We start from the raw sequence: 17,914 nt of genomic DNA, 5'->3' as shown, positions 1-17,914 counted from the left end.
GCCGATGAAATTTGAAAATCCAGCCACAGAAAACCCTATCGACCAGATGAAGGTGGTCGGCAAACCCCACGACCGCATCGACGGCCCGCTGAAAACCACCGGCACCGCGCACTATGCCTACGAGTGGCACGACGAGCAGCCCAACGCCGCATACGGCTACATCGTTGGCGCGGGGATTGCTAAAGGTCGCATCCAGTCCATTGACCTTTCTGCTGCCCAAAAAGCGCCCGGCGTGATTACGATTGTTACCGCTGAAAACGCAGGCCCGCTCGGTAAAGGCGAGAAAAACCCGGCGAAGCTGCTCGGTGGCCCGGAAATAGACCATTACCACCAGGCGATTGCCGTGGTGGTGGCCGAAAGTTTTGAGCAGGCGCGAGCGGCGGCGGAACTGATTGCGGTGGATTATCACCGTGCCACTGGCGCGTATGATTTGGCTGCGGAAAAACCGTCTGTTACTACGCCACCGAAAGAGGAGCCGGATAAATCCGTCGGTGATTTTGCCAGTGCGTTTGCCGCTAGCGCCGTGAAACATGATGCCGTCTACACCACGCCGGACCAAAGCCATATGGCGATGGAACCGCATGCGTCGATGTCGGTGTGGGAAGGCGAAAAACTCACGATCTGGACGTCGAATCAGATGGTGGACTGGTGCCGTAGCGATTTGTGCCTGACGCTAAAACTGCCGAAGGAAAATGTGCGAGTTGTCTCGCCGTATATCGGCGGCGGTTTTGGCGGCAAGTTATTTGTCCGCAGCGACTCGGTGCTGGCGGCGCTCGGCGCACGTGCGGCAAAACGCCCGGTGAAAATCGCCCTGCAAAGACCGCTGATCCCCAATAACACCACGCATCGCCCGGCGACCATCCAGCATATTCAAATCGGCACCGACAAAACCGGGCGTATCAGTGCTATCTCTCACGAAAGCTGGTCGGGAAATGTCTCCGGCGGCCCGCCTGAAACCGCCGTTCAGCAAAGCGAGTTGCTGTATGCCGGAGCCAATCGCCACACCGGATTGCGGCTGGCAACACTGGATTTACCCGAAGGCAACGCCATGCGCGCGCCTGGCGAAGCGCCGGGGTTGATGGCGCTGGAAATCGCCATCGACGAAATGGCCGAAAAAGCCGGTGTCGATCCGATTGAATTTCGCGTGCTAAACGACACGCAGGTTGACCCCGCAAACCTGGAGCGCTTCTTCTCGCGTCGCCAGTTAGTACAATGCTTGCGCACAGGCGCTGAAAAATTTGGCTGGGGGAGTCGCAACCCGAAACCGGCGCAAGTGCGGGACGGGCGTTGGCTGGTGGGCATCGGCGTGGCGGCGGGTTTCCGTAATAACCTGGTGATGAAATCTGGCGCGCGCGTGCATCTCGATGCGCAGGGCATCGTGACCGTCGAAACGGATATGACGGATATCGGCACCGGGAGCTACACGATTATTGCCCAGACGGCGGCGGAAATGCTCGGTGTGCCGCTGGAAAATGTGGTGGTGCGCCTCGGCGATTCTGATTTCCCGGTGTCTGCGGGTTCGGGCGGGCAATGGGGAGCCAACAGCTCAACCGCCGGGGTGTATGCCGCCTGCGTGAAACTGCGCGAAGCCATCGCCAGTAAACTCGGGTTCGATGCCAATACCGCGGTGTTTGCCGACGGGCAAGTCAAAATGGATGGCAAATCAGCCAATCTGAAAGACGCGGCCGCAGACGGCAAACTCAGCGCGGAAGACAGTATCGAATTTGGCGACCTGGAGAAGAAATTCCAGCAATCCACCTTTGCGGCGCATTTTGTGGAAGTGGGCGTCGATGCCGCCACGGGGGAAACTCGCGTTCGCCGTATGCTGGCGGTGTGTGCCGCCGGGCGGATCCTTAACCCTAAAACGGCGCGCAGCCAGGTGATCGGCGCGATGACGATGGGCGTCGGTGCCGCATTAATGGAAGAGTTAGCCGTGGATACGCGCCTGGGGTATTTCGTGAATCACGACCTTGCCGCCTATGAAGTGCCGGTTCATGCGGATATTCCCGCCCAGGAGGTGATTTTCCTTGATGACACCGACCCGGTTTCCTCGCCGATGAAAGCCAAAGGCGTGGGTGAATTAGGGTTGTGCGGCGTCAGCGCGGCAATTGCCAATGCGGTTTATAACGCCACTGGCGTGCGGGTGCGCGATTACCCGGTCACGCTGGATAAGCTGTTGAAAGGATTACCGGAACTTATCTGATCTTGCTGCGCGGCAAGTTGCCACCCTTTCCGGGTGGCAACCACATTCACTGAAATACGTTTGGTTAGCATGCTATGATTTCGGCAAAAAATAGCATGGGATGGATACAGTGGGTTCGAGTAAGAAAGGTGCGCTAAACGTATTAACGGCAGCAATTTTGTGGGGAAGTTCAGGGGTTTGCGCGCAGTACATTATGGAGCAGAGCCAGGTTTCGTCTCAGTTTTTGACCATGACACGCCTGCTGTTTGCCGGGTTAATTTTGCTGACGCTGTCATTTATCCATGGCGAGGCCATTTTCCGCATTTTCAAAAACCGCCAGGATGCCATCAGCCTGCTGATCTTCTCATTAGTCGGCGCGCTGGCGGTGCAACTTACGTTCCTGATGACGATTGAAAAATCCAATGCCGCCACGGCGACGGTGCTGCAGTTTTTATCGCCAACCATTATCGTGGCGTGGTTTGCACTGGTGCGTAAATCGCGCCCCGGCGTGTTGGTTTTGGCCGCGATTGGCACCTCATTGCTAGGCACGTTTTTATTGGTCACTCACGGCGATCCCACTTCGCTGACGATTTCCGCTGCCGCGTTGTTCTGGGGAATTGCCTCGGCTTTCGCCGCCGCATTTTATACCACTTACCCTTCTCGCTTGATTGCCCGCTACGGCACGCTGCCGATTGTCGGCTGGAGTATGTTATTGGGCGGCGCGATGTTACTGCCTTTTTATGCGCGTCAGGGTGGAGATTTCGTTATCACGGGGAATGTGCTGCTGGCGTTTTTATATCTGGTGATTATCGGAACTTCCCTCACCTTCAGTCTTTATTTAAAAGGTGCGCAACTTATTGGTGGGCCGAAGGCGAGTATTTTGAGTTGTACTGAGCCGTTAAGCAGCACGTTTCTTTCGCTATTATTGCTGGGAATTACGTTTACGGTTTCAGACTGGCTGGGGACATTGATGATTTTGTCTTCGGTGATTCTGATTTCGCTGGATTCGCGTCGGCGGGTAATAACAAATCAGGCATAAATTCTTAGCCTCTGAAATAAAAAAATGGCAAGGATGGAGATCATCCTTGCCGAAAAAAATTAATTTAAGCTAATTCCTCTTTGAACTGCCGAAGAGTGAAACAAGATAAAAAAATAAAATAACTTACAGATAAACCAGAGAGAAAGTTGCAGAACCGTCCATTTCGGTATCGTCAGTAATCGCCAGAGTATCAGTAGCCTGAATACCAGCCACTACGTCCAGCGGATAAACGAAGACTTTACCAGCCACTGGAATCAGAGTACCCGTTGTCGCAGCAGTGATAGTGCGCAGATAGCCCGGATGGCCTGAAGCGGTCGCACCTGCTGGAGTCATTTTACTCCAGTCAGTATTGTAGATGTCATTACTTGGCATGTTTCTCAAACCATCAGCCTTAGCACCATCAACGGTGATGTTAGATGGCTGAACAGCAACAGTGTAGGCACCAATTCGCACATTGCCCGCCGTGAAGCCCAGGCCGTACTGATTACCCGTAGCCGAAGAAACGCTTCCGTCAGGCCAGGCATCAGAAATAGTCATGTTCTGCAGACTATCTTGACGGTTATCCATCGTTGTAAAACCAATCGATGTCGGCTGCTCACAGGTAATCGTCAGCGTGATAGGTTTACGGCCCAGGCGGTTGACTGCCGTTTTGCTCAGGTTCCCCAATGGGATATGACCAAAGTTAACCACACCACCGTTATTCAGTGTCGGTGTGCAGGCAGCGGTCACCAGCGTGCCGTCCACTCTCAATTCAACATTATCTTTAGCGACAGCAGAGAAACAGGCCAGGCCCAGGCAAACTGCAATAAGATTCTTTTTCATATTAACCATATTTAATAAAATAGTTACGAAGTGTCATGCCGCGAAGTTTTTTATTAATCGCTGATACACACATCAGTAAACTTTGTTGTTAACAAGGGTCTATATTGGGTTTTATATCCCTATATTCCCGACAGCATATTACTTTTCACAGTAATAATACTGAGTTCCACTGGCAGAAATTATCCACCAGCCTTGATTCGTAAATGTGTTTCCAGCGACTCAATCCCTATAAACACATCACACGAATATTTATTCAGTCTCAACCTTAAAGGTCATGTTCGACTCTAAAATTGTTTTATCGCGCACCCAGGTATCTTTTATATTGACCCGTGGCCGCAGCGTTAATGTCACAGAAAACTGCTGGCCGGTTGCGACCATTGCGCCATCCATCGGCACTAAACCCCGGTTATTCACCAGCACGATGTTGTCGCTCTGCCCTTCAGACCAGGAAAATGGCGCATGAGTATCCGTGAGTGCCAGGCGTACAGGTTTGCCGTCAACACTTGCCGCAGAGGCTTCAATGGAGATCAAGCTGTTGCCTGAAAACTTAAAGTCTTTATCAATCGATGTACCGCTGACAAATACCGCCATTTTCTGCGTGCTGTCGCAAACCGCATTCAACTGGATGGTGCGCTCGTTTAAGTCGTTCCATTGCTGTTTCTGGTTAGCCACGACATCAGAACGCAGGCTACCGTAATCCACATTGGGGCTGGACAGGGAAACCTGGCAATCTGCAAATGCAGCACCGGTTGCCATTAAGCAGCACGCTGCGATTAACTTAAATTTCATTACTGGCAGACTCCCGCCGTATTCTCAAAGAGCGCATTCTCATCACGCTGTTCTTTAAGATGGTAAATAATTTCACACTGCTTCTGATCGTTCTCGTTCAGAACATAAAGCTTTGGCTGCTGGTCGGCGTCATTAATAAACACCAGGCCTTCGTCAACGACCGTCGCGGTATAATTACCGTCCTGATCAACAATCGTTGCCCCTTTGCTCAGTCGCTTGCCATCTTTCATGGTGACTTTCAGCATCGCTCTTCTGACTTTCATCACGCCAAAATTCAACTTACTGACTGAGCCATGCCCGGCTTTGACCATATTCAAGCCGTTATTAACATCGATATTTTTTGGCAGTGTTTCTGAATCAATTTCCACACGCGCATTTTGGTATGCAGGCAGTGTAGGAATGAGCGCCCGGCCCCAACGATCCGTCCAGACAGTACCCGCTGGCGTTGAAAGCTGAATGCCACTGACGTTGGCATCAATTTTTGCCACGGCAAACGTATCGCTAACGGTGTATGGCGAAAACACCACCGCGCCATCCGTCGCCGCAATACCGCCGCTCAGCGTGGCGTTATAGTTTCGGTTGCCGGAACTGTACGTTCCCACCGCTGCACTCAACTGCGTGTAGTGCAAGTTGCTGTTAATACTGCCGTTAAAGCCGTTATCACCTTCTTGCATATCGCGCTCCGCCGCCACCGTGTAACTGGTGTCATCGGTGAGGTAGCCGCCGGTCTGAATCCCGGTTTTGGTCGAGTCACCCTGCTTATGCATATAGGTGTTAACACGTTGATGGCCCAACGGAATGGTGACATTCACGTACAGCATATCTCCGTTCGAACTGCTTTTATTGGTGCTTTGTGACTGGTTTAACTGGCTTTGCCAGTTCACGGTCACACTCGCCCACTTGAAGGTTTGCCCCCAGGAGGCGTTAACATAGCGGCTGTCTGAATACCCCTCACTCCCCTTACTGAGGGAATAACCCAGCGAGAATGAGCCCAGCAGCGGCGTCGACCAGCCAATGCCGGTGGTGTACTGCCCAGAGTTCTGGACAAAATCCGGCTGCAACGCATCCTGCAACTCGCGATAACCCTGGGTATAGCGCGTTGCTGATGCCGAAAGGTTTATGTTGCGACTCAGTCCATAGTTCGCGCTCAGCGTGCTGCTCTGCCCGCGATTATTGCCATAACTGTCCGTAGAAGCCTTCGCCACGCCTGACACCATCAGGTTATTGATCGGCATCACATCGCTGCTGGCAGCAATCGCATTGTATTTTTGCGCGGTCATCACACCCGCGCTGGCGTTAAGCCACGGTGTTAAACGCCAGCCATCTGTCGCCGTAAACAACATCGGTTCCGCGTAAGGGCCAGATGAATCACGCACCTGCCCCGCCGCCAGTGAAAGCCCCAAAGGCCCGCTGACCTGGTTGCCGCGCACCGCTTCGGCTGGGATCACATAATGATTAACGCTGCCGCTGGTTTCCGTTACGGTAATATCCAGCGCAGTATTGACCTGGGTGACGGGCACATTGGTCAAAGTAAACGGGCCGGCAGGCACCAGGGTGCTGTAAACCAGCATTCCCGACTGACGCACTTCCACCCTCGCCTGCGGGGACTGCGCAATCCCGCTGACCGAAACACCCGAGCCTTCGTTGCCCGTTAATCCGCTTTCCGGGACTAACTGCACACCATTAATCGCGGAGCCTGCAAACAACGTGTTACCGATGTTAATCTGCCCGGCCTGCATCATCTTTTTACTGTCGACAAACGTATGCTGCACATAGGTATACAGGTAGCTCGTCGATGTTTGTCCGTCACTCTTGCTCGCTATCTGGCGGCTACGCAGCAACCAGTCGCCCACGTTCAAACCTTCTTCCAGCGATGCCTGGGAATACAGGCTATTGTCACCGCCGAAGGTATTTTGTGACGTAAAGATTGAATAGTTCATCATCCCGGCATTGCCGCCGCGAGCGTAGGAAGTGAAGTCTTCATCGTCCGTTGCCAGCGCTTCTTGAGGCACAACGATTTCCAGAGCTTCCTCGCCCGGCAGCGCGGTGACCACTGCCGATGGGTAATCTTTGGTATATTCAACACAAGCAGCGGCTTGCGTTTTTGCCTCATCTTCGTCTTCGTTAGACTGGTTTTTCAGGCTAGCGGGCACACGCAGCCCGGCGCTTTGCAAAAAGTCACGGTCGACACACAATTCACCTGTCTTACCAAAGCGAGCTGTGACGGTGCCTTTCTCTTTACCGTTCACTTTTAATGAAACACGCTTCCGTCCCGGCGTGAATTTCGCCGCATCGGCAAAATAATCACCCAGCGAGGCATCCAGGCCACGATCCTTGAGAATATCGGTGCTGAACTCTACCTTTTCGTCAGCCCAGGAAGCTGACGGGAAGAGAATGGCCGCGATCAAAAGGCAAAGATGGCCAGGCATCATTACCTTGTCCTTTTTGGTCAACATTACTGCGCCCTTGAAAAACACAAACAAATGCAAAATTTATTTAAAGTCAGCGGTATAGGCAGGTACAGGAATGCCATACCGGCTGACAGGGGTGAATTTCACCTGTTTATCATTGCCCGTCGCTTTATCTGCTTTCACGGTCATGCTTTGCCCCGGCAGCAAATAGGTTTTATTCAGAGCGCCTGCGGCGTGTGAGGGTAATAATTCAAATTGCGCAACCATACGCACCACGTAAGCGCTGCTGTTTTTAACCGTGATGCTATTACCGCTCTGGCTCCAGGTGAGTAATGTCCACGCATCTTTTACTTCAGGTAAACTCGCCGGGTGAATAAGCACCGGAAGATCCTGGCGGATATTAAAAGAGATTTTATTTTTGCCAGGCGTCTTTTGCGGAATACCTTCGAAAACCACGCGTTTAAGATGTTCAACCGTTAAGGGTTTATCCGTTTGCAACACGAAGCGTAATTGTTGAGTCTTGCCACCTTCCACGCGGACAACAGGTTGAGTCACCACAAGGTGAGTCCCTTGATCGTCAGGCAAGTCATTAATGCTGGTATAAAGTAAACCCGGATTAGCATCCGTATTTTTAATATTAATACTACCCCCTTGTTTTGCTTCATTAATGTAGAGCATGGAGGTGTCTGGCACCATGCCTGCAGCAAAACTGTGGGATGCTAAAAATTGTGCAGATAATAAAACCATCAGTGAGCAACTGATTTTGCGATTAATAAACATAATTAACGTGCCTATATATGAGATAACAGGTGATATAAATATTTGCATTGCTATTAACTATCAGTGGCGAAATTCACTCACCGAATGGAATAGACAATGACTTTTTGCCAGCAAAACTTTGTTGCGCCCTGAGTAGCGGTTTTATTAATGGTCTTATTTTTAAATGTCAGACATTAAATGCCTGCAATATCCTACAATACTGCAGGCATGTCTTATAGATTCACAGGAGTCTATGAATTATCTAAATCAGCAAGTCTAAATTTAGAATTAACGCTTTTTCTATTACAGATAAACCAGGGAGATAGTAGTAGAACCATCAAAATCGGTATTATCAGTAATTGCCAGTACGTCTGTACCCTGAACAGCAGCAGAAACTTTCAGTGGGTAAACAAAGACTTTACCTGCCATTGGAACCAGAGTTCCCTGTGTTGCAGCAGTCATTACGCCCACCGCGCCAGCAGTACCCACGCCAGTAGAACCGTTTACACTTTTGCTCCAGCTACGTGGATTAGTGTCGGCGTTCAGGCCGTTGCTCAGCACGTCAACCGCGACACCATCAACCGTCGCGCTGTTAACCAGTGTGGCGATTGAATAAGAACCCAGGTTAATGCCACCCGCAGTTTTACCCAGACCATATTGGTTAGCCGCCGCAGAAACCGCACTGTTGTCTGCGTTTGCATTAGCAATAGTCTGTACAAACGTCGTCGCGTTACGGTTATCCAGGGTAGTGAAACCAATTGGCATTGGTTGTTCGCAAGTAATAGTCAGGTTGATATTCTTGCTACCCAACTGGTTAGTTGCAGTTTTGCTCAGGTTACCCACTGGGATATTACCGAAGTTTACCGCACCGTTATTATCTAATGTTGGAGTACATGCACCGTTAACTAAAGTACCGGTAACTTTTAATTCAACACTATCTGCGGCAACAGCGGAAAAACAAGCCAGGCCGAGTAATACACAAATAAGATTCTTTTTCATTTAACTACCTAATCATTAGCAACTTAAAATACAGGTGTTCATTACCTGGGGGGCTCAATTAAACAATCGGACGTTTACGTTCCTTCGTTCTAATTAAGTTTCGAAGCGGATTATAATGAGCACGAATAGCCTGGTACATTAATCACGAGTCCAAAGTTGGACTGATAATGTAATAGGAGATTTGTTAATTAAATGTTTAAAACAATAAGTCAGACTCAACACATTTTATCTTATGTTGAGCCTCATAACTTTTAACGTGTTACGACAAACAGTGACTTACATTTTGGGCAAAGCAACGTTTGACCCTGGCGAATTTTACTGGCTGGATGAGCAGATTTACTGCCGCAGACTGGACACGTTGCGTTGCTACTTCCTGCATTGCCAAATCGCTTCATTGCGGAACCTAAGAGGGACATGGTGAGTAGCCTTTCAATGAGTGAGTTTCATCGTAGCACGCCCTCAAAAAAATAACGCACAGTTATCACTTGTTTTTAACATTATCTTATAAATGAGAAGCTAATGAGAGTTGCACTTTGTACTTGTTGAATAACTGCAGCAATTCATAATCAGAATTTAAGTTAAACTTCGCCATAATCATCCGCTTATGCGCACTGACCGTTTTAGCACTGATGTCTAATAAATCTGCAATATCCTGAATGTCTTTTCCATCAAGCATATATTTAATGATGGCATATTGCTGTGAGGTGAGTTTACGGCATTTGCATTTCAGGCATTTCATATATGACTGATTGCTTTCCACTTCGTTACGTTCTTTCCAGGTCTGAATAACCCGTTCTCTCGTTTTACTTAATGGTTCTTTACGGCTAACAAAAACCACATTAGAAATACACAACGGCAGGTCTGAATGATATGGCGTTTTATCACCTTCATACAAACCAATGATCATCCCCGTTTTATTACGGAACTTAAAAATGGGTAAGCAGAGAAACTCTTCTCCCTGCACGAAGCTTTTCACCACGACATCTGCATCCTTCGCATTATTTTTTGTCAGCGGTTGATATTCAATTTGTCCATCCGCTCCTTCTAAAGGGAGTTGTTGAAGCAAATGTTCCATCCCTTGACGATACATACGGTTAGCGTCATCAAAAGCGATAATTAACATAGGGCACCAAAAGGTAGAGTCGTTTAAATAAGAGGGATGATTGAAAGATATTCAGTTACTGGTATTGATTAACCCGCTGCACATTCATCTTTGCGGCAAATATTTTGTAACACTCGCATCTTCCGCAGCAATAAATTGTGAGTCTACTTTTGGACTCATAACCTTTTTATGGATTATTTCTTACTTGCCATAATGCCCCCGAAAACTCTTAAACCGTTCAAACTATCCCGGAGCAAAACAGGAAAAATGAACAATAAAATCAATGCAATTAACCCAAATGGCCAAGGTGCAAGTTTAATTAAACCATTAATTGAAATTGATCTGTTAATCACACACCTGCAAACTAATTCTAACAAATTTGAAACAAATGGAAGGCAAAAAATAAATTACATGCTGAATGGAGAAAGAAATATCTTCTTACTGCATGAGGGTAGTGTTGCGTTATATCGCAGGAATGACGGGATGATTCTTAATTCTGAGTCCGCGCCTTTTATTTTTGGCATCAGTAATCAGCAGACTAATCCGGACTACCTTTTTATGCGCAGCCAGGAACCCAGCAAGATTAGCTGCCTGACTTTATCGGCTGCCAATGCCATTCTGGCAGAACATGAGCTATGGGAAAGCATGGTGAAAGTCCTCATTTATACGGCGAGCCGTATTTATGACCATTTCACACAACTGTCTCAGCTTTCTTCATATGACATTATTCGCCAGCAATTATTGGAGCTGATGAATGAGACAACCAAAATCAGAACCTCGGTGACGGCGGCCAACTACATTCAGGACAGAACGTTTTTATCGCGCAGCGGGACGATGAAAATCCTTTCGGAACTCAAGAGTGGCGGTTTTATAGACATCAAGCGTGGCATGTTGGTCGATATCCATCATTTACCGCTAAAATATTAAAAATGGCCCCCCTACTTCGGCAAAAATAACATCAAGGATCTGCTATATTCCTTCTATGATGAAAAAGAGGAATGGAGTTAAAATGGTTAATAAAACTGAGTTCTATCAATCATTTATCAGGGGGCCATCTCCTTTTGTCGGGCAACTTCTGGAACAGTTTTCGGATGAGCTGGAGTATAAAAAATACCCAGCTAAAAAAAATCTCTTTATTGATATCAATGGTCAGTCGCATTGCTACTTTTTGCGCTCAGGTATCGTGGAATACCTTGTCCGGTTTCCTGAGGACCATTTGCTGACGATAAGCGAAGCGCCCAACATTTACGGTATCTATCTGGCTTACAAAAATTACAACGTGCTAATTCGTACCACGGTGGAGTGCGAAATTGCCGTACTTCCCTACGATCGTTTCATGGAACTTGTGTCAAAAAAAGGGCTGTGGGAACTTTATGCCAGGCATTTGCAGGTCATCATGAACATTCTTTATCAATACGCACAGCGTCTTTCCGAACCTTCTTCTTATTCGATATTAAGAAGCCAACTTTATGAGCTGATTAGCGAACCGGAAGTCATCAGGGAATCGACGACGGCGGAACGCTATATTCGCGACAAAACTCGCCTTTCGCGCAGTGGGGTTTTAAACATTCTTGCGGGGCTTAAAGCCGGTGGCTATATCGTGCTGGATAAAGGGGTTTTGAAAGAAGTGAAAAAACTACCGGAAAAATATTGATCGGGAATATCCATCGCCATATTGATTAAAAATGCCTGAATCATCAGGCATTTTTGTATCTAAAGAATAAATGACAACGAAGCTATTTCCGCTGGCTTACTCAAAAATCATAGGTCATTGACACTTTCAGCGTGCGTGGCTCGCCCTGGAATAAATAAGTGCCGTAGTCTTCAATCCCCGACCAGTATTTCTCGTTAGTGACGTTATCGACCCCTGCGCGCAACACCATTTCATTCTGGTCAGCATTCAGATTCATGCGATAACGAACACCGAGATCCAGCGTGGTGTAACTGTCGAGTTTTTTGGTGTTCGCCGCATCGGCATATTGCGAACCGGTATGGTTCACTTTCGCCGTCGCCGTCAGCCCGTCCACCGGTTTGATGTCGTATTCCGCGCCCACCACCATATAGAAACGAGCAACGCCGATGGCATCTTTGCCGTCAGTTTTGCCACCCGCCGTATTGGTCTGCTCCGGGTCCAGCCACATCGTGCTGCCATTCAAACGCAGCCCGAGCATTGGCTCTCCAAAGACATTCAGCTCGATTCCCCGGTTACGCTGCTCGCCATCCAGCGCGTAATAATTATTGGCATTCAGAATGGCCGACGGCTTTTTGATTTCAAACAGCGCCAGTGAACCGCCGACACGCTGGTAATCAATTTTCATCCCAGCTTCATTTTGCTTCGAATGAGCGATACCGGTGCTTTGCCCGTAGTTCACCGCCCCTTTCGGCGCATTGCTTCCCGGCTGCAACGCTTCGGTATGGTTCGCATACAGGGAAATTTCATTCCACGGTTTGTACACCAGGCCAAACGTTGGCATCCAACGGCTTTGCGTATAACGCGATGATGTGTCTTCCAGACCGGTTTTGTTGCTGTAGTTGCGTACCACCACTTTTTGATGACGTGCCGCAGCGGTAAACAGAACGCTGTCGTCGAGGAAGCCCAAGGTGTCACTGAGCAGCCAACCCTGAGTGCGGTTGCGCGCCGTAGTCAGCGGGTCAAAATAGTCGCCGCCAAAATAGGCATTATCGGGTTCTGGCACCGCATGATTATCGTAAATATTGGTGGTCGGATTTTTGGCCGACATGCGCCAGGCCGTGGCGTCGCGTTTGATTTGCGCGGAATAGCCGACGTTCACTTTGTGGGAAATTGCGCCTGTATCGAAATCACCGCGCACCCCGCCCATCCCGCTGAATGCATCAATAATGCGATTGGTATCCAGACGCCCAACCGTCGCATCGCCATTTTCATTCAATAATTTAGGTGCGCTGTAGGTTCCCGTTTCGTGGGCGTGTTGCGCGCCAAGTGCGGCGTAGGTCGTCCAGTTTTCAGTGACATCAAACTCGGCTTTTGCCATGCCAAATTCGTTTTCAATATCGCTGTAGCCCCACTTCTGACTGTAGTTTTTGGTGGTGCTCGGCACATCAGGAATAACATCCACGCCGCTGATGTTGAGGCCCATGGTGCCGCCATGGAACGTTTTCTTCTGATAGCCGAAATCGAGCGAGGAGCGGAAGCGGTCGGTTTTATAATCCAGGCCGATGGAAGCCAGCGTAGTACGGCGTTTGTCGTCATCGACCGCCGCTTCTCCTTCGCGATGCACCAGGTTAACGCGCGCGCCGAACTGGTCGTTATCACCAAAACGGCGTCCCAAATCTAGCGAACCGCCAACTTGCGAATCCGAGGTGTAATCGACGCCAACTTGAGTGGTCGGCAAGGCTTCCGCTCGTTTCGGCTCAAGGTTAATCATGCCGCCCACGCCGCTGCCCGCCGCACCGTTTAGCAGAGCATTTGCGCCTTTGAATACTTCAACCCGTTCAAGCATTTGCGTGTCCATCACCTGGCGTGGCACCACGCCCGACAGGCCACCCATCGTCATGTCATCGCCATCGAGCTTAAAGCCGCGAATGCGATAAGTTTCAGAGAAGTTGCCGTAACCCTGCACCGCCTGCACACCCGCATCATTGCTGACCACATCGCCAATAGTTTTGGCCTGCTGGTCCTGAACCAGTTTTGAGGTGTAGCCGATTACGTTGAACGGAACGTCCATCGCTTTTTGCTCGCCTAACATACCCAGTCGCCCGCCGTGAGCGATTTGCCCGTCCATATAAGCCGGAACCAGTTGATCGCCGCCGGGTTTAAACGTGCTGTCGGCGTTGTCTTGCACGACAATGGTTTCTTCCTGATTTTTCTCGGCGGCGTCAGCGGCGGTGGTGATCAAGCCAATTGCCACCGCAAGCAGTGTTTTGCGTAACGGGGAAGATTTCCCCAGAGTATTGTTTTCCATAGTTTTCTCGAAAATATGCCAAATAAAGCAAAAGGCCCGTTAACGGACAACCGATTGATGACAAAGAAATATATGGGTTTTGTAGGGTGGATAAGCGACAGCGTCATCCACCAAACAAAAGAGCTTTGTCAGCCGTTCGTTAACGGGCCGAATTATTATTTTTGGAGGTCAATTCTCACGATCTGGTCTGGGCCATTGGTGGAATGATCTTTGTTAAACGCTTGTTTGACCGTGACATACAGCACTTGCCCGTCCGCAGAAAGCAGCAAGCTATTAGGATTCGGTTTCAAATCCCAGGATTTCTTCACCGCATAAGTGGTGCCATCGAGGCTCAGCAATTTGCCGGACTCGCGCTGAGTGATGTAAATCTCATTGCGTTTGGCGTTAAATTTCACCGCAAGTGAATCCCCCACCGGCAGCTGTTTAATCACTTCGCCGGTTTGGATATTCAGCACCAGCGTGGTTTTCGCTTTCGAGTTATCCGTCACAAACAGTCGGCCCGTCGCGCGGTCTTCCGCCATGTTCAGCAACAACGCGGGCTTTTCACCAAGCGGTTTCCAGCGCTTTTCGACGCGGTTAGTTTGCGGGTTAACCACCAGAATCTCACCGCCGCCGTTTGCTGCGTAAATGCGGTCAGTCGCTTCGGAATAATGCAGGCCGGTCATCCATTTGCCGGTATTTTTGATGCGGGTTTTCAGCTTCAGAGTTTCAGCGTCCACCACCCAGATTTGTGCCGGGTCAGCCACCGCGCCGATATAAAGCAGGCCGTTATGCAGTAGCACTTCGCGAGCGCCAAACGGGAAGCCTTCTTTGTTGCGCTCGGGGAATAAAATGCGCGATTTTACTTTGCCATCCGCGGTATTCACCGCGCTCAGCCCGCCATCCAGGGAGTTGGTGACATACACAATCTGCCCGTCTGGCGATATCGCCATGCCGAAGTTTTTCAGGTCAGTGTGGCTTGAGCCGACGGTTTTCAGCGTGGTGGAATCGAGCTTGTAGATGACCCCGCCCTGCACATCTTTAAAGCCTTCCGCGCTGGCAACATACAGCATGTCCCCTTTCGGGCTGAGTGCCATTTCATAAAGCCCGGCGGCTAAGTCACGCTGAGTGATATCCGTGGCAGCCGTCGTTTGTGTCACAGGAGGAGGTGGAGTTTGCGAGGTTTGTTGCGTTGCACAACCGCTCAATGCCACTGTCAAAAACAGCGCAAGCGCGGAGAATTTCATTTTCATCAGGATAATCCCTGGCTGAACCGCCAATAACAAAAAAGAGAATGAGAACTATACGCATTGTCATTTCGTTATCAAGCGGAAATCATATCAACACAGATGATTAGTCCGTTAACGGTTCCCTGCCGTGAGGGGATCTCAGAGTATCTTCTTCAAATCCATCTCTTCCTGAACCCGCTCGTTGTAAGCAAGGTGCGTTTTGATGGCCTCTTCAATCCCGGCGTTATATAAAACCGGGCCTAATTCCTTAATCACGAAATCAACGAAAAAGTCCGCGTCGAATTGTTCTAACGTCAGATTGAAGTTTTCTTCGCAGTAATCCACCAGCTTGCTGCGAATGTCTTCCTTTTCGTGCAGATTCAGTTTGATTTCAGCCATTTGATTTCCATTTTTTAGCGGGGGGTGGGCTAATTTAACGCGCCTGTAGCCCCCCTTCAACCCTGGATGCTATTCTCCCGCACGCTCTCCCCAGGCTCCGCGCACATAATTCACCACGTTATTTTTTTCTTCCTCGGTCATCACCTGTTTATAAGCAGGCATTTTGAAAGAAATATTGCCCTGCGTCTGTGGGGTTTGCGCGCCATCATTTATGACTGAAAGCAAAGACGCCGGGTCTTTGGCGGTGACGATAGAATTATTCACCAGCGACGGCACGGTAAAATCTTTGCCTTTGCCGTCATCGCCGTGGCAAGTCGAGCAATACATGGAATAAAGCGTTTTGCCGTCTTTGGGCGAATAACTTATTGCCCCGTTCGCTGAGACTGCGCCCGCTGGGGCATGGCTAAAGTTCAGCAGATAATATGAAATAGCGTCCAGATCGCCGTCGGTCATATATTGCGTGCTTTGCGTTACCACTTCGCTCATTGGCCCTGATAACGCATCGTGCTGGCTTTGGCCTTTACGCAGCAGATCTTTTAATTCTTCCGGCGACTTCGAGATGTTTCTTAACGATGGCGCATACCAACCGTCAATCATTGCCCCGCTTAAATAGACATCACTGGAAGCGTCATACCCTTTTTCCTGCATCGTCACGCCGCGCGGAGTATGGCAGGCACCGCAATGCCCCGGCCCTTCCACTAAATAGGCACCCCGGCTTAATAATGCATTGTTCACCGTCGCCTTATTCGCCGGCTGAACCTCATCGACATATAACCAGTTCCAGATATGCAGCGGCCAACGGGCGGATAATAGCCACGGAATATCGTTGTCTTTATTTTTCTCAGCCGACGGCGGGACTTCATTCATAAAGTAATCGTACAAATCATGAATGTCTTTATCCGTCATTCTGGCGTAGGAAGGATATGGCATCGCCGGATATAACGCGTGGCCGTCTTTGGCAATCCCCTGCCTGACCGCTTTTTCGAAATCTTCATAAGAGTAATTACCGATTCCGGCGGTTTTATCCGGCGTGATATTGGTGGCGTAAATATCCCCAACCGGCGTGGAGAATTTCTTGCCGCCCGCCATCGGTTGCCCGCCTTCGGCGGTATGGCAGGCCACGCAATCCGAGGCTCGCGCCATATACTCACCGGCAGAAAGTCCACCGGGCGACATCGCAGCCGCATTTCCAGCAATCATCAAACATCCAAGAGCCAATAGAGTCTGTTTCATATCAGATCACCCCATCGCCTTAAGTTCGTTGACCGCTCGCCAGGCCTGGTCAATCGCCGTGTGCGCATAGGCGTCCCAATCTGAGTCAGAGTTAGCAATAGCGATGCGGCCAATCGGTTTGCGCGCGTTATCTTTAATTGCCTCCATTTTGTCCATTTCGTCGAACAGTGCACTGGCGTAATAGGCATAGCCATGCGCCCAGCGGTTGACGGTGATGGCGGTGATATCGCGCTCGTGGTCAAAGCCGGTTGAGCCGAGCATTTCCTGAAGCTGGGAGCGAATCATCTGTTCGTGCGTCTCAAACGGCGTGCCGAGCAAATAAGCGCGTCCCTGGCGGAATTGCTCGCGCGCGCTGAGTTTACTGCCCGGATAGGTCGGCACGTAAACCATATGCAGGCACATTGGTTGATCCGGGTTTTGTGGATGGTGATAATCGCCCAGACTCACCGGGTAATCGAGCTTCACACGGCTGTACGGTGCCGCCGGGGAGTAAAATTCGTGGATGCCCAGTTTGGTAAATGACTGCCAGTTTTTGACCACCACGTTGGTGTAAACCAGCGGCGCTTTGACGTTCAAACGCAGGTCAGTTTTTTGTTGTTCCGGCGTTTCCGGCACCAGATACGGGATCATCATGTTGTAACCCGCCATGATCGCATTGCGCGCTTTCACACGATGCGCTTTGCCATCGTTAACGTAGGTCACAATCACGCCGTCGTCGGTGTTTTTGGCATTAATCACAATGCTGTTGAGGCGAATGCGGGTGGTGTTTTCCGGCTGGTCGAGCTTTGAGTAATCCAACCTGGAGGTGACAGAATCCTCCATAGTGTTTCCCGGTAACGCTTCCGGCACCAGATGACGCACAATCAGGCGCGCCAGCCCCGCATTGCCATCCGGCAGATGGTAAACGTAGGGTTCTTCGAGATCGGCAAGCGCTTCTTCATCCAGCGGCTCCAGTTCCATGGCGTCCATTCCCGGCAGCGCACAGGTTCGCGCATCAGAACAGCTCACGCCTTCGATGCCGATGGCAAAA

General features: G+C 49.9%; 16 protein-coding genes. 4 read left to right on the top strand and 12 right to left on the bottom strand.

The features are described from left to right. The first annotated feature begins 4 nt into the window (after positions 1 to 4). Both paoC and D6029_RS00070 read left to right on the top strand, forming a co-directional pair. Positions 5 to 2,203 carry an aldehyde oxidoreductase molybdenum-binding subunit PaoC gene (gene paoC, locus D6029_RS00075; protein ID WP_120062753.1) on the top strand — a complete coding sequence of 733 codons (2,199 nt, stop codon included), beginning with the start codon at positions 5 to 7 and terminating at the stop codon, positions 2,201 to 2,203. 109 nt (positions 2,204 to 2,312) lie between these two features. Further along, the gene (locus D6029_RS00070; RefSeq protein WP_120062751.1) at positions 2,313 to 3,221 is read left to right on the top strand and encodes a carboxylate/amino acid/amine transporter; all 909 of its coding nucleotides are present in this window, start codon (positions 2,313 to 2,315) and stop codon (positions 3,219 to 3,221) included. Positions 3,222 to 3,344: 123 nt separating this feature from the next. Here D6029_RS00070 and D6029_RS00065 read toward each other — a convergent pair whose 3' ends face one another. The 7 genes from D6029_RS00065 to D6029_RS00040 all read right to left on the bottom strand — a co-directional run bounded on the left by D6029_RS00065 (position 3,345) and on the right by D6029_RS00040 (position 10,124). Further along, positions 3,345 to 4,043 carry a DUF1120 domain-containing protein gene (locus D6029_RS00065; protein WP_244212351.1) on the bottom strand — a complete coding sequence of 233 codons (699 nt, stop codon included), beginning with the start codon at positions 4,041 to 4,043 and terminating at the stop codon, positions 3,345 to 3,347. A 249-nt stretch (positions 4,044 to 4,292) separates the two neighbouring features. Beyond that, positions 4,293 to 4,832 (bottom strand): DUF1120 domain-containing protein, encoded by a 540-nt coding sequence (locus tag D6029_RS00060; protein ID WP_120062747.1) that lies wholly within the window; start codon positions 4,830 to 4,832, stop codon positions 4,293 to 4,295. Then, complete coding sequence (locus D6029_RS00055; protein WP_244212350.1) at positions 4,832 to 7,288, bottom strand: fimbrial biogenesis usher protein; 2,457 nt, start codon at positions 7,286 to 7,288, stop codon at positions 4,832 to 4,834. The genes D6029_RS00060 and D6029_RS00055 overlap by 1 nt, the downstream gene beginning before the upstream one ends. Positions 7,289 to 7,324: 36 nt before the next feature. Continuing rightward, positions 7,325 to 8,023, bottom strand: coding sequence for a fimbria/pilus chaperone family protein (locus D6029_RS00050; protein ID WP_120062745.1), 699 nt, complete (start codon positions 8,021 to 8,023; stop codon positions 7,325 to 7,327). Positions 8,024 to 8,305: 282 nt separating this feature from the next. Continuing rightward, complete coding sequence (locus D6029_RS00045) at positions 8,306 to 9,001, bottom strand: DUF1120 domain-containing protein (protein ID WP_120062743.1); 696 nt, start codon at positions 8,999 to 9,001, stop codon at positions 8,306 to 8,308. A 251-nt stretch (positions 9,002 to 9,252) separates the two neighbouring features. Beyond that, positions 9,253 to 9,417 (bottom strand): YnfU family zinc-binding protein, encoded by a 165-nt coding sequence (locus D6029_RS22625; protein ID WP_272482829.1) that lies wholly within the window; start codon positions 9,415 to 9,417, stop codon positions 9,253 to 9,255. 86 nt (positions 9,418 to 9,503) lie between these two features. After that, positions 9,504 to 10,124 (bottom strand): helix-turn-helix transcriptional regulator, encoded by a 621-nt coding sequence (locus D6029_RS00040; RefSeq protein ID WP_120062741.1) that lies wholly within the window; start codon positions 10,122 to 10,124, stop codon positions 9,504 to 9,506. 246 nt (positions 10,125 to 10,370) lie between these two features. Here D6029_RS00040 and D6029_RS00035 point away from each other — a divergent pair, with 246 nt between their 5' ends. Together D6029_RS00035 and D6029_RS00030 are read left to right on the top strand one after the other, a co-directional pair. Next, the gene (locus D6029_RS00035; protein WP_120062739.1) at positions 10,371 to 11,030 is read left to right on the top strand and encodes a winged helix-turn-helix transcriptional regulator; all 660 of its coding nucleotides are present in this window, start codon (positions 10,371 to 10,373) and stop codon (positions 11,028 to 11,030) included. A gap of 82 nt (positions 11,031 to 11,112) precedes the next feature. Beyond that, the gene (locus tag D6029_RS00030) at positions 11,113 to 11,757 is read left to right on the top strand and encodes a helix-turn-helix domain-containing protein (protein WP_167455946.1); all 645 of its coding nucleotides are present in this window, start codon (positions 11,113 to 11,115) and stop codon (positions 11,755 to 11,757) included. A gap of 100 nt (positions 11,758 to 11,857) precedes the next feature. Here the strand turns inward: D6029_RS00030 and D6029_RS00025 are convergent, their stop codons facing one another. From D6029_RS00025 to D6029_RS00005, 5 genes are all read right to left on the bottom strand, one after another. Beyond that, a complete protein-coding gene (locus tag D6029_RS00025) occupies positions 11,858 to 14,044 on the bottom strand; it encodes a TonB-dependent receptor (RefSeq protein ID WP_120062735.1) in 2,187 nt (728 codons plus the stop codon). Positions 14,045 to 14,199: 155 nt separating this feature from the next. Further along, a complete protein-coding gene (locus D6029_RS00020) occupies positions 14,200 to 15,276 on the bottom strand; it encodes a YncE family protein (RefSeq protein WP_120062733.1) in 1,077 nt (358 codons plus the stop codon). Positions 15,277 to 15,411: 135 nt separating this feature from the next. After that, entirely contained in the window at positions 15,412 to 15,651 is a 240-nt protein-coding gene (locus D6029_RS00015; RefSeq protein ID WP_120062731.1) for a DUF2164 domain-containing protein, read from the bottom strand. Positions 15,652 to 15,720: 69 nt separating this feature from the next. Further along, a complete protein-coding gene (locus tag D6029_RS00010; protein ID WP_418230214.1) occupies positions 15,721 to 16,884 on the bottom strand; it encodes a cytochrome c in 1,164 nt (387 codons plus the stop codon). Between the two features lie 6 nt (positions 16,885 to 16,890). Further along, positions 16,891 to 17,914, bottom strand: a 1,024-nt coding sequence (locus D6029_RS00005; RefSeq protein WP_147365206.1) for an FAD-dependent oxidoreductase, incomplete at its 5' end; no start/stop codon positions are given.

The organism is Buttiauxella izardii, from assembly GCF_003601925.1.
GTDB lineage: Bacteria > Pseudomonadota > Gammaproteobacteria > Enterobacterales > Enterobacteriaceae > Buttiauxella > Buttiauxella izardii.
The sequence above is the reverse complement of the archived record's forward strand: the minus strand, read 5'-3'. Positions and strand labels throughout refer to the sequence as shown.

Coding starts and splice junctions, on each gene's coding strand:
- paoC (WP_120062753.1), top strand. CDS start 5: ATGAAATTTGAAAATCCAGCCACAGAAAACCCTATCGACCAGATGAAG.
- D6029_RS00065 (WP_244212351.1), bottom strand. CDS start 4,043: ATGAAAAAGAATCTTATTGCAGTTTGCCTGGGCCTGGCCTGTTTCTCT.
- D6029_RS00060 (WP_120062747.1), bottom strand. CDS start 4,832: ATGAAATTTAAGTTAATCGCAGCGTGCTGCTTAATGGCAACCGGTGCT.
- D6029_RS00055 (WP_244212350.1), bottom strand. CDS start 7,288: ATGTTGACCAAAAAGGACAAGGTAATGATGCCTGGCCATCTTTGCCTT.
- D6029_RS00050 (WP_120062745.1), bottom strand. CDS start 8,023: ATGTTTATTAATCGCAAAATCAGTTGCTCACTGATGGTTTTATTATCT.
- D6029_RS00045 (WP_120062743.1), bottom strand. CDS start 9,001: ATGAAAAAGAATCTTATTTGTGTATTACTCGGCCTGGCTTGTTTTTCC.
- D6029_RS22625 (WP_272482829.1), bottom strand. CDS start 9,417: ATGTCCCTCTTAGGTTCCGCAATGAAGCGATTTGGCAATGCAGGAAGT.
- D6029_RS00040 (WP_120062741.1), bottom strand. CDS start 10,124: ATGTTAATTATCGCTTTTGATGACGCTAACCGTATGTATCGTCAAGGG.
- D6029_RS00035 (WP_120062739.1), top strand. CDS start 10,371: ATGAACAATAAAATCAATGCAATTAACCCAAATGGCCAAGGTGCAAGT.
- D6029_RS00030 (WP_167455946.1), top strand. CDS start 11,113: ATGGTTAATAAAACTGAGTTCTATCAATCATTTATCAGGGGGCCATCT.
- D6029_RS00025 (WP_120062735.1), bottom strand. CDS start 14,044: ATGGAAAACAATACTCTGGGGAAATCTTCCCCGTTACGCAAAACACTG.
- D6029_RS00020 (WP_120062733.1), bottom strand. CDS start 15,276: ATGAAAATGAAATTCTCCGCGCTTGCGCTGTTTTTGACAGTGGCATTG.
- D6029_RS00015 (WP_120062731.1), bottom strand. CDS start 15,651: ATGGCTGAAATCAAACTGAATCTGCACGAAAAGGAAGACATTCGCAGC.
- D6029_RS00010 (WP_418230214.1), bottom strand. CDS start 16,884: ATGAAACAGACTCTATTGGCTCTTGGATGTTTGATGATTGCTGGAAAT.